At 44.3% G+C, this 16996-nt stretch carries 16 protein-coding genes; 10 read left to right on the forward strand and 6 right to left on the reverse strand.

Features of this window, described 5'->3' with window-relative positions; translation table 11 throughout:
* Positions 1 to 9: 9 nt before the first annotated feature.
* Positions 10 to 1743 (forward strand): bifunctional isocitrate dehydrogenase kinase/phosphatase, encoded by a 1734-nt coding sequence (gene aceK, locus GCHA_RS03960; RefSeq protein ID WP_039992036.1) that lies wholly within the window; start codon positions 10 to 12, stop codon positions 1741 to 1743.
* 62 nt (positions 1744 to 1805) lie between these two features.
* Here the strand turns inward: aceK and GCHA_RS03965 are convergent, their stop codons facing one another.
* Together GCHA_RS03965 and GCHA_RS03970 are read right to left on the reverse strand one after the other, a co-directional pair.
* Positions 1806 to 3227, reverse strand: coding sequence for a mechanosensitive ion channel family protein (locus GCHA_RS03965; protein WP_007985291.1), 1422 nt, complete (start codon positions 3225 to 3227; stop codon positions 1806 to 1808).
* Between the two features lie 18 nt (positions 3228 to 3245).
* Positions 3246 to 3635 (reverse strand): MAPEG family protein, encoded by a 390-nt coding sequence (locus GCHA_RS03970; protein WP_007985293.1) that lies wholly within the window; start codon positions 3633 to 3635, stop codon positions 3246 to 3248.
* Positions 3636 to 3859: 224 nt separating this feature from the next.
* Here GCHA_RS03970 and GCHA_RS03975 point away from each other — a divergent pair, with 224 nt between their 5' ends.
* The 6 genes from GCHA_RS03975 to GCHA_RS04000 all read left to right on the forward strand — a co-directional run bounded on the left by GCHA_RS03975 (position 3860) and on the right by GCHA_RS04000 (position 9159).
* Positions 3860 to 4576 carry a ZIP family metal transporter gene (locus GCHA_RS03975; RefSeq protein ID WP_007985295.1) on the forward strand — a complete coding sequence of 239 codons (717 nt, stop codon included), beginning with the start codon at positions 3860 to 3862 and terminating at the stop codon, positions 4574 to 4576.
* Between the two features lie 67 nt (positions 4577 to 4643).
* Positions 4644 to 5720, forward strand: a complete 1077-nt coding sequence (locus GCHA_RS03980) for a GGDEF domain-containing protein (RefSeq protein WP_007985297.1) — start codon at positions 4644 to 4646, stop codon at positions 5718 to 5720.
* Between the two features lie 41 nt (positions 5721 to 5761).
* A complete protein-coding gene (locus tag GCHA_RS03985; protein ID WP_007985298.1) occupies positions 5762 to 6688 on the forward strand; it encodes a 1-aminocyclopropane-1-carboxylate deaminase/D-cysteine desulfhydrase in 927 nt (308 codons plus the stop codon).
* A gap of 99 nt (positions 6689 to 6787) precedes the next feature.
* Positions 6788 to 7915 (forward strand): Kelch repeat-containing protein, encoded by a 1128-nt coding sequence (locus tag GCHA_RS03990; RefSeq protein ID WP_007985300.1) that lies wholly within the window; start codon positions 6788 to 6790, stop codon positions 7913 to 7915.
* On the forward strand, positions 7912 to 8550 hold the full coding sequence (gene pnuC / locus GCHA_RS03995) for a nicotinamide riboside transporter PnuC (protein WP_007985301.1): 639 nt from the start codon (positions 7912 to 7914) through the stop codon (positions 8548 to 8550). Before GCHA_RS03990 ends, pnuC begins: the two co-directional genes overlap by 4 nt.
* A gap of 51 nt (positions 8551 to 8601) precedes the next feature.
* A complete protein-coding gene (locus GCHA_RS04000) occupies positions 8602 to 9159 on the forward strand; it encodes an AAA family ATPase (protein ID WP_007985302.1) in 558 nt (185 codons plus the stop codon).
* A 330-nt stretch (positions 9160 to 9489) separates the two neighbouring features.
* On the opposite strand, the gene GCHA_RS04005 is transcribed toward GCHA_RS04000, so the two are convergent.
* Positions 9490 to 9732 carry a DUF2061 domain-containing protein gene (locus GCHA_RS04005; RefSeq protein WP_007985303.1) on the reverse strand — a complete coding sequence of 81 codons (243 nt, stop codon included), beginning with the start codon at positions 9730 to 9732 and terminating at the stop codon, positions 9490 to 9492.
* Between the two features lie 260 nt (positions 9733 to 9992).
* On the opposite strand from GCHA_RS04005, the gene GCHA_RS04010 reads away from it, so the two are divergent.
* Both GCHA_RS04010 and nspC read left to right on the forward strand, forming a co-directional pair.
* A complete protein-coding gene (locus tag GCHA_RS04010; RefSeq protein WP_007985304.1) occupies positions 9993 to 11195 on the forward strand; it encodes a saccharopine dehydrogenase family protein in 1203 nt (400 codons plus the stop codon).
* Between the two features lie 67 nt (positions 11196 to 11262).
* Entirely contained in the window at positions 11263 to 12402 is a 1140-nt protein-coding gene (gene nspC / locus GCHA_RS04015; protein ID WP_007985305.1) for a carboxynorspermidine decarboxylase, read from the forward strand.
* A 100-nt stretch (positions 12403 to 12502) separates the two neighbouring features.
* Here nspC and msrA read toward each other — a convergent pair whose 3' ends face one another.
* The 3 genes from msrA to GCHA_RS04030 form a co-directional block, all read right to left on the reverse strand.
* Entirely contained in the window at positions 12503 to 13090 is a 588-nt protein-coding gene (gene msrA / locus GCHA_RS04020; RefSeq protein WP_007985307.1) for a peptide-methionine (S)-S-oxide reductase MsrA, read from the reverse strand.
* Positions 13091 to 13200: 110 nt separating this feature from the next.
* Positions 13201 to 14754 carry a DHA2 family efflux MFS transporter permease subunit gene (locus GCHA_RS04025; RefSeq protein WP_007985309.1) on the reverse strand — a complete coding sequence of 518 codons (1554 nt, stop codon included), beginning with the start codon at positions 14752 to 14754 and terminating at the stop codon, positions 13201 to 13203.
* Positions 14755 to 14812: 58 nt separating this feature from the next.
* Complete coding sequence (locus GCHA_RS04030; protein ID WP_007985311.1) at positions 14813 to 15895, reverse strand: HlyD family secretion protein; 1083 nt, start codon at positions 15893 to 15895, stop codon at positions 14813 to 14815.
* 135 nt (positions 15896 to 16030) lie between these two features.
* Between GCHA_RS04030 and GCHA_RS04035 the strand changes: the two genes are divergently transcribed.
* Positions 16031 to 16684 carry a TetR/AcrR family transcriptional regulator gene (locus GCHA_RS04035; RefSeq protein WP_007985313.1) on the forward strand — a complete coding sequence of 218 codons (654 nt, stop codon included), beginning with the start codon at positions 16031 to 16033 and terminating at the stop codon, positions 16682 to 16684.
* The last annotated feature ends 312 nt before the right edge of the window (positions 16685 to 16996 follow it).

Below are 16996 nucleotides of genomic sequence, written 5' to 3' on the forward strand. Positions count from 1 at the left end.
GGGTTTTGAGTGAACAACACACATTCTTCCGTGTTGAATAAAGTGGCGTTTTTAATTTTGCATGGTTTTGACAAAAGTTATCGTCGACATTCGCGTATTACGCGAGACGCCCAACAACGGTTTGAACAAGCAAAGTGGCAAGAAACACAAAAAGCGATGAAAGAGCGCATCGCAATTTACGAGCGCACCTTGGCCGATGCCGTGGGAGAAATCTACCAGCAGGTGTTTCCTCATCAAGAGAATGATCAATTCTGGCTCGACCTAAAAATACGTTATCAAAAGATACTCAGCGATCACCCTCAATATGAATTAGCAGAAACCTTTTATAATTCAGTTATAGGGCGAATTTTTAAACATCAACAAATTAACGATGACATGATGTTTATCATGCCCACTCGCTGCTATTTGGCAGGCTTGCAACGTCACTTAGTGGTACATAGTTTCGATACGTCAGGTACGGTACGTAAAATGTTAGAAGACATTTTCAACCGCTATCATTTCGATATTGCATTTCAAGATATACAGCGTGACCTAAAGCATTTAGACGGAGCATTGCGCGCACGTTTGAACACAGCACAGCTCGCCAGTGTACACACAGTAGAAATGCTCAAACCGGTGTTTTATCGCAGCAAGTCGGCCTACATAATTGGGCGAATTTGTATGCCAGATGAAACCCTACCCTTTGTTATACCCCTTTCAATTAACAGCACAAACACGTCTGATGAAAGTAACCAGATTGTCGTAGAGGCGCTGCTAACAGAACGTCAAGATCTCAGTGTGATATTTAGCTTTGCCCGCTCTTACTTTATGGCTGACACCCAACACCCAGCAGAAGTGGTTGCCTTTCTCCATGAGCTTTTGCCTCACAAAAAGAAATTCGAGTTGTATATTGCGCTAGGTTTATACAAGCACGGTAAGACTGTGTTCTACAGAAATTTTCTAGCCCACATAGAAGATTCGAGCGATCAGTTTGCCATTGCTCCTGGGATCCGCGGGCTGGTAATGGCGGTATTTCACTTACCCTCTTACGGTGTGGTCTTCAAGATCATCAAAGATGAATTCCCAGAAAGTAAAAAGATCACCCGCCAGCATGTAAAAGATTGCTACAAGTTAGTCAAAATGACAGACCGGGTGGGACGCATGGCAGATACCCATGAGTACGTTAATTTTCGCTTACCTCGCCATCGAGTTGAGCAAGCCTTGATTGATGAGCTGCTTGAAACCTGTGCCAGTAGTGTAGAACTCACGGATGATGAAGTGATCATCAAACATTTGTACATTGAGCGAAAAATGACACCGTTAAATATCTTTTTAGCCCAACAGGAAGATCCGAAATTAATCACCAATGCCTTAAACGACCTTGGTTTATGTATTAAGCAAATCGCTGCTGCGCATATTTTTGCCGGTGACATGCTGCATAAAAACTTTGGGATCACCCGTGGAGGTCGTGTCATTTTTTATGATTACGATGAAATTTGTTATTTAACTGAGCGCGAATTCAGAGCCCTACCCAAATCGGATGACCCGTACGCCATTGATACTCTTTCCGTGGGTCCAACAGACGTGTTCCCAGAACAGTTTGAGCATTTTATTGTGGGTAAAAAGCACTTAAAGCAAGAGTTAAAAGCCCTGCACGGTGAGATCATGACCGCCGAGTATTGGCAGCATATGCAAGCACAATCCCTTAAAGGCGATGTGCCTGATTTTATTCCTTACGATCAAACAAAACGTTTTGTAAATTAAGCAGGCCTTAGCGCATCTTCGATTTGCGCTAAGGCACAGGCTCACTAAGACCTAGCTAACACCTAATTTTTACTTTCGGTGGTATTCGTTACCGTGTAGCTGGGGTTAAGAACACGTACTTCTCGTTGCGGAAACGGAATAGTAATGTCGTGTTCACGCAGAGTTTCGAAGATGGTTAGCATTAAATCACCACCGACGCGGTTTTTACCGTCGTCTATGCCTTCCATCCAGAACTCCACAAACACATTAACCCCTGAATCGCCAAAGCTATCTATTTCACAATCAGGGCGTTCTTCAATGGGGTATTCTTCACCGCTGAGCACCTGGGGATGCTCAGCCACTACGTCTTTAATAATCTCGACCATGGAACGAATATCCGTTTCATAGGCCACTGAAAAATCAACCCGATAACGCTGCTTGGGGTTCTTATGAGACCAATTCACAAAGGTGCTTGATATGAACTTTTCATTAGGCACCATGATGTCTTTGCCATCATAGGTCTCAAGGGTGGTGTAACGCATTTTAAAATGCCTAACGAACCCCTTCTGGCCATCTTCCATTTCAATGTAATCACCAATCGTTACAGAGCGATCGAGCAATATAATGATGCCAGAAATAAAGTTTGATGCGATTGACTGTAAACCAAAGCCTAACCCCACGCCCACGGCGCCACCAAATACAGCAAGTGCGGTCAGGTTTATCCCCATAACATTGAGTAATAACAGGGCGATAACACACACTAAGGCGACTTCGAACAATTTGGCGAAGACTTCTCGGGTTCGAATATCGAGTGACTCTTGTTTGCGTATTATGTCTTGGCCGACATTATTCGACGCGCGGCCTACCCAAAATAAAAGAGTGCCAAAAATCACCACTCGAGCGAGCCCGTAAGCTGAAATTTCAATATTCCCGATATTTAGGCTGAGCCCTTGGAGCACTTCAATGATGCCCTCAAGCCAACCGACCATATGCAGGAACAACAGCGGTAACATCATCCATTTTAGTAAATTGGCCAACACAGGATGGGACACGCACGCATTAATCACAGAGTTAACAAACAGCAAAACGGCTATGGTCAAAGCGAGATCTAAAATCCAGTTGGCCCCGATGAGACTGGCGCTAAATTCACTGACCACTTTGAGTAAAACGATAGCAATAAGCGGAAATAGCATTTTATCAATGCGATATGTGATGCGCCGCAGTGGGTGATCCTTGGCTTGCGGTTGATTGGTAACAAATTTGGATGAGCGGCGCAATTTGCTGCCAAGCCAATATGCGAGTAAATAAATGCAGCCAATCAAGCCGATTTGCAAATAAGTATCTGCCATAAAAAGATGCTGATGAGCTACCTCTAGATAATGCTCTACTGTTTGCATCAAGCTTTGGCTGGTTGTCTCAAGTACCGCGCTATTATCCGTTGCCGCTGGCGTTTGTGTTACCGCAGTATCGCTATTCGCTACGGCATCGTTGTTCGTTGTATCCACGTTGTTTTCTCTAACCTATTAAGGGATGGCTAACCAAATAAGGAATAATGAGGCAATATAGCCAATTGCCCACAAAATGCTACGTAAAAGATGTACGTTGCACCAGTAAGCACATAAATAGCCGATCCGAGCAGTAATAAACACTATGGCGCTATATTCTGCTAAGTGCCCTGCTGATTGCGTGGCAATCACTGCTAGCGCCCCAGGAACGAATAAAATCAATGCTTCAAAACAATTTGCATGGGCCGCTGATGCTCGTGCACCGAAGCCGCTTAACTGTTTTTGCTGCTCTCTCGGGTAGCGGTTATCGTACCCCCCTTGCTCTTTATTCATTGCCAGAGTTAGCGGCACTTTGGCAACAATCGGCAGTAGCGCTGCTATCAGTAAGCAAATCAGTATTATGGTCATAGTGTCATGATTCCTAATGAGGTTTTGTTTAGCGACTCTAGCATGTATTTCGACTATTTCCCTAGTGGTGAGCCCACATGGCGATATGAAAAGAAACTAAATTAGCTTATACATACCACTCACTTTTAATCAGTCTTAATGCAAGCTTTAATCTATTGATTTTTATGAGATAAAGCATACTCTTAAGCGAGAGCGAAACGTTTACTTACGCAAAATGGTGGTTTATGGACAGCGTATGGTTGGTGATTACTTTTACCTTACTTGCAGGCTTAGCTATGCCTGCAGGTGCGCTAATTGCCCGCATCGAGCATTTTCAATCTCAGTGGTTTGAAGAAGAGTTGCGGCATTTGATCATCGCCTTTGGCGGTGGTGCATTGCTTTCAGCAGTTGCCTTAGTTTTAGTCCCTGAGGGCATAGCGAATTTACCATTGTTCACTAGCCTGTTGTTTTTTATTAGCGGCAGTGTGTGTTTCATGGGGATTGATATTTTATTGGTTAAAATCAATACCCCAGGCAGCCAACTGGCCGCGATGCTCGCTGACTTTATTCCTGAGTCAGTCGCTTTAGGCGCTGCGTTTGCAACGGGCAAAAGCAATGCTGTGTTGCTGGCAGTTCTCATCGGCTTACAAAATTTGCCAGAAGGGTTTAATGCATATCGCGAGATGCGCTCAGGTAATAAGTTTAGCGCTAACCGCCTGCTGATTATTTTCAGTGCGCTGGCGCTATTTGGGCCTGCGGCTGGTCTGAGTGGATATTTTTGGCTGGCCAACTACCCAGATGTTGTTTCAGCGATTATGCTGTTTGCATCGGGTGGCATCCTATATTCAATTTTTCAAGATATTGCCCCTCAGGCGAAGCTCGACAAACATTGGTTTCCGCCTATGGGTGGTATATTTGGTTTTGCTCTTGGATTAATCGGTTTTATGCTGACCCAGCATTAACCGCTCTGTTCTTGTGGTAAAGGAGTAGATAAGCATTAAACATTCAAATATCCAACAACGTATCGATATGGATATGCTCAGGCGATCGCTGGCCGGCGTCATCGTGTACGCATTTATATTGCCAGTCATTTTCTGGCCTTTGCACTTTGTAGAGGCTAAACACGACCTCGCATATATTCTTTGCGGCTGCATGTTTTTAATCAGTGTCCTGCGATTGATTCACTATTATTTTTCAAAGCCGTTATACAAATTTTCTGCGCGTTTATGGTTTTTGCTTTTCGCCCTATTCTCGCTAATGCATGCAGGCATACTCGGTTTTGTATTTACTTTGGCAATTTTCGACGAGCGCTTTACGCCTATTATTCACATCTCAATGCTTGCTACCGCTGGCATTAGTGTAAGTGCACTTTTTGCTCTGAGTCCAAGAATTAGGTTCGCGCTTTTGAATTTATCATTCCTAATGATGCCCGTCATGTTCACTGGCTTTTTAACTGAGGAATACATTCCCTTAGCTAGCATGATGTTAGTGTTTTTACTTTATATCTCCGGTATAGGTATAAGATCCAATAGAGAGTATAGGCGCTCATTTGATATAGAAATTGAGCTAGAGGCCCAGCGAAAAGAGCTAGAAACGCTCAACCAGACTGACGCCTTAACGAGTATTTATAACCGAGGCTACTTTAACCAACATTTTGAAGACCAGTGGCAATACGCCATGCGCCACGAACTTGAAATAGCGATATTGTTGATTGATGTTGATCACTTTAAAGCCATTAATGATACTCATGGCCATCTGGCGGGTGACGCTTGTTTAGTCAACCTGGCTTATGCGATAAATAAAACGGTTAATCGCTCCATCGATGTAGCGGCGCGCTACGGGGGTGAGGAGTTTGTGGTGCTACTAAGCGGTTGCAACACGGAACAAGCGCGCAGTATGGCGCAAAAAATCGAGCAGGCGATTCAAGATCACAAATTTGTGCATGAAGGAACGGTGATACCCGTAACCGTCAGCATAGGCATTGCTACAACGATGCCTAAACCCAAGCAAAAATCGAGTACTCTAATCGACCAAGCCGACCAGGCCCTGTACCAAGCTAAGGCTCAAGGTCGCAATCGTTCGATTGTATTCACTGAAGACGAATAGGTTTACACTAGCGCTTTTATAATGATGAATTTTGTACCCGCGTGACACACACTTTAGACCAACTACAGATATCGCTTCCCTCACCAGAACAGCGAATTACACCTGACTGGAAAAACGCTGAACGTCTACAAATTTGGGTTAAACGAGACGACCTTATACATGAGGTCATATCCGGCAATAAGTGGCGCAAACTACGTAAATCGATCCGTTACGCCCAAACAAATCATATACAGCATATTGTTAGTTTTGGTGGCGGCCATTCAAACCATCTTCATGCTCTTGGCTATGTATGCTCTGCCTTAAAAATAAAACTTACAGCGATAGTACGTGGTCACTATCATAATAATGATACACCCATGTTACGTGATCTAAAAGCATGGCAAGCTGATATACAATTTGTTGATCGTAAAACCTATCAGCTACGTGATGATGACGCTTACTTAGCCGCATTATCTCAGCAGTATCCAAATGCAATGTTCATCCCTGAAGGTGGTTCATCAGCGCATGCATTAACCGGTGTATCTGAAATTCTCCGTGAACTGAGGCAAACCTACGATTATATTTTAGCGCCTGTGGGCAGTGGCGGCACATTAGCAGGCCTGATAGCAGGAGCTTCAGCACAGATAAGTGACAAACAAGCGAACATCATTGGCATTGGCGTTTTGAAGGGTCAAGATTATCTTGAAAAATTGGTAAGTAATTTATTGCTTAAACAAGCATTGGGCCCCGTTCAACAAGCGAATTGGCACATAGAACATGGCTTTCATTTCAATGGATATGCTAAAACCACCCCAGAGTTAACCGCGTTTTGCCAGCACGTTAACCACACTTTGGGTATCCCTATCGAGCCTGTATACAGCGGTAAGCTCTTTTGGGCCGCAAAGAAGTTAATTGAGCAAAATACATTTGCTAAAGACAGTCGGATCTTGCTGTTACACACAGGAGGTCTGCAGGGGGCGCGCAATTAATTCAAGCCTTGCGCGTCGTTTTTCAAGCAATGGATACATTTTGTAATTCTGGTGGTATATTCCCGCCCATCATCAGTCTTTTTACGTTCATTGGCCAATATGTTGTTTAACATTCGATTTATCTTGTTATTAAGTTTGCCTGTTTTTATCAGTGCCTGTGTGTCTCGCCCGCCTGCGCCGTCAGATACTAACACTGAAGTCGTGGTAGAAACCTCGGTTGAGCACAACCAAGTAAAGGATGTGAGCAATGCTGGTAACGGTGCTGGCCCTAAGATAAAGCAACAACAAACCTCGAGCAAAGAAAGCGCTTCGCAAAAAAACGCTAAAGATACACGCGCTTCATCGGATAAAAGCGCAGCAAATGAGCAACCATTACGCTTGCAAACGGCACGGTTCGCTCATGCATCAGCCACTGATGGCAAACTGCTTTATGTCTTTGCAGGCTACGGCAAACAAGGTTATTTATCGGACGTAGAAATCATTAATCCGCAAACTGGGCAAAGCAGCGTACTGGCAAACAAGGTACTAGCAAGAGGTTACTTTTCCGCGGTTTTTGATCAACAACACTCGATTTATTTACTCGGTGGCATTGGTCCTCAACCAGATGATGTGCGCGTAGAGCAACGCATTGAAGTATTCGACACTCGCACCCACGAAACACGTGTCATTGGCAATATTCCTGAGCCACTAAAAGACAATAAAGCGGTATATCTTAATGGGTATATATATGTGCTTGGCGGCGCTTCTTATCACGCAGCTAACGGTTATCAACTTATCCCTAGTGATGCATTGTGGCGTTTTGACATTAAACAGCAAGAATGGCAGAAAATAGCCAATCTACCCAGCGCGAAATCCACTGAAGCTGTTGTCCACAACAATACAATTTACGCAGTTGGCGGCGAACAAAACAGCGAAAATCTAGCCGCTGTTGAGCGTTATGACGTAACGAGTAATACATGGCACACCATGGCTGCACTCCCCCACCCGGTTAGCGCCCATAGTGTGGCGTGGTTAAACAACGCACTTTGGGTGTTTGCAGATGAAGATCAGCACAATAATAGCTATGTTCTGCACGATAATGCGACTAAATGGCAAGCAACATCCTTTGATTATCAAAGTGCTCTGTATACCAGTGTCAATACGATAGGCAATAGCTTATATGTCATTGGTGGCAACGCAGGTAAAGGCAATTCGTTTAAGCCTCTAATACAAGTGTTTACCCCATGAGTTGGTTAGAATGGTTACACGGTTTTGCTGGAGCTTCCGCAATTGAATGGATTGCGACTGTAGCAGGCTTTTTGAGCGTATTTTTACTGATAAGACGCAGCCGTTGGAGTTTTGTTTTCGGTTTTATACAAGTCAGTATTTACAGCTGGATATTTTTCGATGTAAGACTGTATTCCGATATGGGCCTACATGTTATTTATATTGGATTTCAGCTATACGGTTGGCACATGTGGAGCCGCAATCAAAATCAGCAGGGGCAAATATCCCCTGTACGCGGCAATACGCTTGAATATGTAAGCCTTGCCGGCTTAGCCATTTTCAGTTCGGGAATACTTGGCTACGTTATGTCTAATTACACGGATGCAAGTTTCCCTTATGTTGACGCCTTTACCACCTGTGCCAGTTTAATTGCGCAGTGGTTATTGAGTCATCGCAAACTTTTCAATTGGACGGTGTGGATTATCGTCGATATTGTCGCCATTGCCGTGTACTGGCAAAAAGGCTTGTACCCCACGTCAGCTTTGTATTTTTGTTTCTTGATAATGGCTAGTATTGGTCAATACGCTTGGATAAGAGAATTTCGTCACCATAATACTGAAAAGCAAACCAACGACTTACACAACACAGTTGGTTAATTGGGTTGTCCCATGAGAACAGCCAAATGATATGACGAGCACTCCATCTCCATGATCAAAAAAATTGTGTTTTTAGGCGCACCGTCCACCGGCAAGTCTACCTTGAGTGAAGCATTAGCCGAGCGATTCGACTCTATTTCTGTGCCCGAATATGGACGCGACTATTGGATTGAACATCAAGTTGACCGCCGTCTTAGTCCTGAGCAACTGCTGCACATCGCCCAAGTGCAGAATCAATGGGAAGATCAAGCAAGCATAGCCGCTAAGGACTATTTGTTCTGTGATACCAACGCCTTCACCACCTGGCATTTTGCCTGTCACTACCACACAACCCCCTTAGCTGAATTAACAAGATTGGCCGAAGATAGCTGGCAACGTTACGATCTGGTGGTCCTTTGCGATAATGATATTCCCTACGATGATACGTGGGAGCGTTCAGGGGATGCTAACAGAAGCGAGTTTCAGCAGTTTATTCAGCAGTATTTAATCGCCCATGGCATTCATTTTATCAAGGTCAGTGGTAGCTTAGCGTCTCGTATCGCCCAAATGGATGTGGCACTTAACGCACTTGAATCTGAGCAAAGAAACGACCTACTCTCTCCCTGTTAAAATATTGTAAACGATTGAAAAGACTCACTAATTTGGTGCTTCTTGCACTAAAGTATATCACTACTTCAGTTAGCTTTTAGTGCTTCCCTTATTTGTAAAAACGCTAACTATATGAAATATAAGACTTTTAAAAGTTGGCCTGTGAGTTGCAAAGAGTTTAAGTGTATTAGGTGTCCAGATCGCCTAATGCAGGGAACATTAAAAACTATAATAAAAAAAGCAGTACCGAGCGATTCAAAGCTCTTCAAACAAAAGCGCCTTATTCTTGTCCGGGTAAGGCGCTTTTTTGATCCCGCGAGTGAAATCAATGACTATCACCAACACGTGTGATTATCCTAATTGGTGACTGTGCCCAAAGTGCGAAATAGTCAAAGGAGTAGATGATTTAGGGCTAGCTTCTTTGTTACGTATTCTTTTATTTTCCCAAATACGCTCGTGGATCATATACGCCACTGTGTTCACAGCTGGCTCTACTAGCGCGATAAGGCCACCGACGACAAAACTGCCTGTTAATATATACGCTACGCTAAATGCGACGCTGAAATGGGTAATAGCAAAGGTGATAGTTTTCATAGCGTGTTACTTCCAAATGAGTTAAACAAATAAATAAAGTTGATGAGAAAATCATATTCCTAGGCCCTTATTCAATCCAATGAAACAAATCAATCAGTGCAATCTACAAACGAGATTGATTCTCATTTACACGCTAGCGTAGAAATTTAATAGTCTCAAATAAAAACAAGCAAATTTTTTAACGGCGCTTTGTTTACATCCCATGATTAGGTGTTAGCATTCGCGTTTTAATGCATCTTATTATTGATAAGGGTCTTTCTATGTCTCGTGTTTTGATTATCGGCGCTGGTGGCGTGGCTGCTGTTACCATAAAAAAATGTGCTCGTTTACCTGAGCTATTTGATGAAATTTATCTTGCTAGCCGCACGGTTTCTAAATGCGAAGCCTTACAGCAAGAAGTCGGCATCGATCGCGTTAAAGGCGTGTTTGCCGTTGATGCCGACCACGCCAGTGAAGTGGTCAAAGTGATCAATCAGGTTAAACCTGATCTGGTGATTAATCTTGCGTTGCCTTATCAAGATTTAGCCATTATGGATGCGTGTTTAGAAACAGGCGTTCATTACCTAGATACAGCAAACTATGAACCAAAAGACGTGGCTAAATTTGAATATTCTTGGCAGTGGGCATACCAAGAGAAATTCGAAAAGGCAGGTTTAACTGCACTACTAGGCAGTGGCTTTGATCCCGGTGTGACCAACGTATATACCGCGTATGCTGCTAAACATTACTTCGATGAAATTCACTACCTAGACATAGTCGATTGTAACGGGGGCGACCACGGCCAAGCGTTTGCCACCAACTTCAATCCTGAAATCAATATTCGTGAAATCACCCAGCGTGGCCGCTTCTTTGAAAATGGCGAATGGAAAGAAACCGATCCGTTAAGCGTTCGCGAAGATCTTGACTATCAAAACATCGGTGTGCGCGCCTCTTACTTGATGTTCCACGAAGAACTTGAGTCGATTGTGAAGCACTTCCCCACCTTGAAACGTGCGCGTTTCTGGATGACGTTTGGTGACGCATACCTAACACACCTTAAAGTGCTTGAAGGTATCGGCATGACCAGCATTGAGCCAATAGACTTCCAAGGCCAAAAAATTGTGCCGTTAGAGTTCTTAAAAGCCGTGCTACCTAACCCAGGCTCACTTGCTGATGGTTACACAGGCATGACCTGTATCGGTACGTATATTACGGGTATTAAAGATGGCAAAGAAAAAACCATCTTTATCTACAATAACTGTGACCACGCAGCATGCTTCGCCGAAGTAGGTGCTCAGGCAGTGTCTTACACCACAGGCGTACCTGCCATGATCGGCGCATCATTGATGCTAAACGGCAAGTGGAAAAAACCAGGTGTGTGGAATATGGAGCAGTTCGACCCTGACCCATTCATGGATATGCTAAACCAGCACGGTTTGCCTTGGCATGTGCTTGAGTGCGACAAAAGCCCGTTTAGCCAGTAATAATCATTAAACCAGTACAACATTAGGGCCATTCATTTGGCCCTTTACTTATTCAGCGGAGTATCCCGTGACAGATCCAATGTTAAACCCTGCCATTCCTTCACCTTGCTATGTATGTGAAGAAGCCAAGCTTGAGGCTAATTTACAATTGATGCAGCGCGTGCAACAAGAAAGTGGTGTCGAGATTATTTTGGCGCTAAAAGGCTTTTCCATGTGGTCCACTTTTGATTTAGTGAAACAATATCTGCAAGGCTCAACCGCCAGTGCCGTATGGGAAGCTCGCTTAGGCAAAGAAGAAATCGGTAAACAAGTGCATGCCTTTTCCCCTGCGTATAAACCGGCTGATATCGACCAACTTGTCGATCTCGTTGACCATATCTCATTTAACAGCTTTGGCCAGTGGAACCGCTATAAATCACAAATTTTAGCGTCTAACGTCTCCCCAGGTATACGTTTAAATGCACAGCACAGAGAAGCCGAAACAGAGTTGTATGATCCAAGTGCCCCAGGGTCTCGTTTTGGCATATTAGTCAAAGATTTAAAGGAGGCCGATTTAAGTGGTCTTGAAGGATTTCATATTCACAACCTATGCGAATGTGACTCTTTTGCCACCGAACGCACCATACTGGCCGTAGAAGAAAAATTCGGTCAGTACTTCGGGCAAATCAAATGGATTAACTTTGGTGGTGGACACCTGATGACCAAAGAAGGCTACGATGTTGAACACTTAATTACGACGTTAAGAGCCTTTAAAGCGCGGCACCCGCATTTGAACGTTATTCTTGAGCCTGGCTCAGCGGTCGCTTGGCAAACAGGCCCCTTGATATGTGAGGTTATCGATATCGTAGAAAATCGCGATAAAATTGCGATCGTAGATATGTCAGCCACGGCGCACATGCCTGATGTGCTCGAAATGCCTTATCGCCCTGAGGTGCGCGGTGCTGGTAAAGCCAACGAGAAAGCCTTTACCTATCGTTTTGGCGGAAACTCGTGTTTAACCGGTGATGCGATAGATTTATATAGTTTTGACCACGAGCTGCAAATTGGCGAGCGGATTATTTTTGAAGATATGATCCACTACACCATGGTCAAAACGACTTTTTTCAATGGCGTTGAGCACCCATCCATCGGGATTTTGCGTAAAAACGGCGAATTTGAGCTGGTACGTAAATTTGAGTACGAAGACTTTAAAAACAAGTTGTCGTAAGCTAACTCCCCCTAAAAAAGGCGTCCAACTTAATGGGGACACTTCAAGATTTGGTTTACGCCTTTTTTGTCGCTGAGGGGCTTAGCAATAACGCAATCGCTTAATGGCTCGCTTTGTCACCCCAAATTTCCGCCAAACGCTGGTCTCGGCCACAATTCCAGCGATAAAGCTTGTAACGCACAGGGCTTTTCTTATAAAAGTCTTGATGGCCAATTTCATTCCCTTTAATGGGGTAAAAACGTTTAGCATCTAAGATAGGCGTTACGACTGTTTTCTCAGGGAATTGAGCTTCAACAGCCTTCTTGGTTTTTTCAGCTAGAGCGCGCTCTTGCTCATTCGCTACAAAAATGGCGCTCAAATAGCTATGGCCTTTATCACAAAATTGCCCCCGGGCATCGAAAGGATCAATGTTTACCCAATAATGATCTAAAATTTGCTGATAACTCACTACATCTGGGTTGTAGGTGATCTTCACCGCTTCGTAATGCCCTTTATGATTACCGTTATAGGTAGGGTTGCGTACCGTACCGCCAGTAAAGCCCGACACCACATCAGTGACACCTTCTAGTTTTTCAAAATCAGACTCCATGCACCAAAAACAACCACCCGCTAAAATGGTCTCGTCCGCTAATACATTGGTAGATATAAAAGAGGCGCTGAGGATCAACGCAGATAAAATAGATTTCATAACCATCCTTTAAAGCTTTAACCGAACGCTCACGGGATTGTGACGCTATAGATAAGTAGAACCGATTTACCCTAAAGTACTTTCATCAATGTGGCTTTTAATAAAAGCACTCAGTGGGCGCCGCCGGTATCTTCATTTTGTGCCTTACGGATAAAAAACATTAACGGCAACGCACAAGCATACATAGCCCCAATCCATAAAAATAGATCATTAAATGCCAACACCTGTGCTTGTACCATGACCCTATCAGCGATTTGTTTTATGGCCACAGCCGCTGGATCGCTTAGTACCCCTGTGACGGCTAATTGCGCTTTAGTTAGCTCCTCTAACACCACGGCGCGATTGGTATCGATAGCAGGAATGAGCTGTGCCCAGTGATAGTCTACTCGGATATCACGAATGGTATCCATAAACGCCAAGCCTACCGCCCCGCCTAAATTGCGCAGCACATTAAATAGACCTGCTGCGTTACTGATCTCACTGTTCGGTAAGGTTCCCATGGCAATTCGAGAGGCGGTCAGCAAACACATCAACAGGCCTACCCCGCGCACCATCTGCGGCCACATAAATTGATTAAAATCAGCTTGATCGGTTAAATTGGCATTCATCATAGACCCCACGCCCACCATAACCAAACCAGCGGCTAACATGTAACGCGCATCCACCTTGTCAGATAAACGCCCAATCACTGGTGCGCTGAAAAACATAGATGCGCCAGTCACGAACATTAACTGGCCAATTTGAAAGCTATTAAACCCGCGCACCGTGCCTAAAAACAGTGGCATAAGGTACACCATGCCATACAAGGCAATGCCAATAATGAAACCTAGAGATGCCCCAATAGCAAAGTTACGATCGCGAAATACCCGCAAGTCGACAATGGGCAAAGTGACGCGAAACGCCCGCGCAAAGAAGCCTAGCGCGCTACAAGCGCACAGCATACTAAGCATCAAGATAAACGTACTGTCGAACCATTCATCCCCAGGGCCTTCTTCAAGAATGTACTCTAGCGGTCCTAAAAATAATGCCAAATAGAGCAAGCCTAAGAAATCAATTCGTTTAAACAGAGAAAAATCTGGTTTATCGATACGCAAATAAAACCATACACCGGCGCTGGCTAATACTCCGGGAACCACATTCATTAAAAACAACCAATGCCAACTTGCATGCTGAGTAATATATCCGCCTAAGGTAGGGCCAATCGAAGGCGCAGTCGTTGCTATCATGCCGATCACAGCCTGTACCGCCCCCATCACACGTAAGGGAAATAACTTAAAGCTAATCGCATAAGCGATGGGGATCATCGCCCCGCCCACGAAACCTTGAACAGCACGCATAATAATTAATTGGTCGATGGTTTGAGCCAGTGCACAGCCAATGCTGGCAACGGTAAACGCCACACAAGAAATCACGAAGGTGAGATGAGTCGATAACCAACGGGTTAACATACCTGATAAGGGGATCATGATAATTTCGGCGATAAGGTAGGCCGTTTGCACCCAGGATATTTCATCAGGCGTGGCCGAGACACCGGCTTGAATTTCATTTAGGGAACTGGCGACAATTTGAATATCTAAAATCGCCATAAACATGCCAAGCATCACAGCAACGAAGCCAATCTTCTGACGTAGCGATGGCATCTCGCTTACTCTTTCATCACTCATTTAGCCGCCCTAATATTGCCCATCACTGCAGTACTTTCGATTTTATTGCAACGAATACCTATCGCTGAGAAGTCAGCACCTGCTCATTCGCCAAGTAGGCACTTTGCTGATTAAAACCTTGGGTATTTACATGGGGTACGACAGACAAGCCCGGACGCAATAAATGCATGTGCTCCCTAGGGCCGGTGACCTCAATACGTACTGGAACACGCTGCACGATTTTATTGAAGTTACCTGTGGCGTTGTCTTTTGGCAGTAAGCTGAACTCAGACCCCGTTGCCGGTGAAATTGAGGCAACCACGCCAGTAAATTCGACGCCATCTTGGGCATCAACTGTGAGAGTTACTGGTTGGCCGATTGTCATATGGCCTATTTGTGTTTCTTTATAATTAGCCACCACATATACATCTGGAAGTGGCACTAAATAGAATAACGTCATGGTGGGCTGTACTAAGCCTCCAGTGCGAGCGCCTAAATTACCGACAATGCCATCGCTTGGTGCCCGTATTTCGGTTTTAGCTAACTGGCTTTGCGCATATGCTATTTGCGATTGTGCCGCGGTGATATTGGCACTCGCACTTTGTTGCTGTGCATCCAATACTGAATACATCTGTTGCGCGGCGGCAAAAGCAGCTTTTGCTTGAGCCAATGACGCTTTAGCGACCGCTACATCTGCTTCGGTATTTTGTAATTGCTGCTTAGAATCAAATGCTTGTTTATCCAAAATTTGAAAGCGCGCTAGATTAAGCTCACCACGTTTCACTTCCGCTTTGGCCGCATCAATGTTGGCTTTGGCCTCATCAATTTTTTTATCTTGCAGGGTGATTTGTTGTTGCGTATTGACCAATGCAGCTCGGGCAACCTTCAGCTCGGCATTCGCTTGGGCTAATTTTGCCTGATAGTCACTGGCATTAATGCGAACAAGCAGTTGCCCCTGTTGCACGTGCTGATTCTCTTGCACGGCTAGCGTTTCAATACGGCCCGTTATTTCTGCTCGAATTGAGACGTTATCGGATTTGATATAGGCATTATCGGTTTCTTCGATAAATCGTCCGTGTGCGTACCAATCATAACCTTCTGTGGCAGCCCAGCCCACTAATGCAATGATGATAATTAGCAAAAAACTATTTTTTAACCACATTAGCGAGTCCATATCGATGTGCTTCAAATTTAAGTGTAATGTATATTACACTACAGTTAACAAGGTTCAATTGATAACAGACAAATAGCATGCATTTTTGTTATGGTTATTTTGTCTCACCAATACAGTTAAAACATGCCAACAAAAACACTAATAGCCGCCAATAACACCCTTGACTATGCACCACGGGAACGTGGCCTTATCCGCCGCGACAAAATTATTCAAGCCGCGACCCAAGTCTTTGTTCGTTCTGGATTTGAAGCAGCCAGTTTGCAAGAGATTGTTGCTCTAGCGGGTGGCTCACTCGCCACCCTGTACCGGCTATTTGGTAATAAAGAAGGGTTATTTTACGCCGTTATCGAACGTAAGAGTGACCAGCTACTCGGTGAAATAGACTATGGCGATTTACAGCACCAGCCCCCAAAAGATGCGCTATTGGAGATAGGTATGCGCTTCTTCAGTATGGTGATTTCTCCAGAAGTAGGGGCAATTCACAGATTGCTCATAGGAGAAGCAGTACGTACGCCCAAGCTTAGAGAGATATTTTTAACCCTAGCTACCGAGCGAGCTATTCGTCAACTCGCTGATTATTTGCAAAGCCAAGTTGATAAGCAGACGTTGGATATTCAAGATTGTTTTATTGCTGCAAGCCATTTTATGGGGGCGCTAAAAGGCAACTATCACATTCGTTGTATGCTAGGGGAAGTGGTTAATCTTAGCCTTAAAGAGCGAGAAAAGTTTGTCACTACAGCGGTCGATATGTTTCTCGGTGGTTATGCACACCGCTAGGCACGAATTACCAATTGGAAAATGGCAAAAACGCTACCGATAATCTAACGCGTTAATTATACCATTCCACGTTAATAAGTGATCACTCAGCGAGAGTTTAAAAGGGCTTAAACAAGGCGCATGACTGAATGAATAGTTGTTCTCTTTCGAAGTCATGCAACGCAGTGTAAGCCCTTTTAAAACTCGCCTACAAGGAATGCCCCAGCGGCTTTTGCTCTGCGTTCTCACTATTTGAAAGGGAACAACCATTACTACATAGCGACGCCTTAATCAAAAACCGCTGGACGCATTCTGAGGCGTCACTTATTAATA

The organism is Paraglaciecola chathamensis S18K6 (assembly GCA_000314955.1).
GTDB lineage: Bacteria > Pseudomonadota > Gammaproteobacteria > Enterobacterales > Alteromonadaceae > Paraglaciecola > Paraglaciecola chathamensis.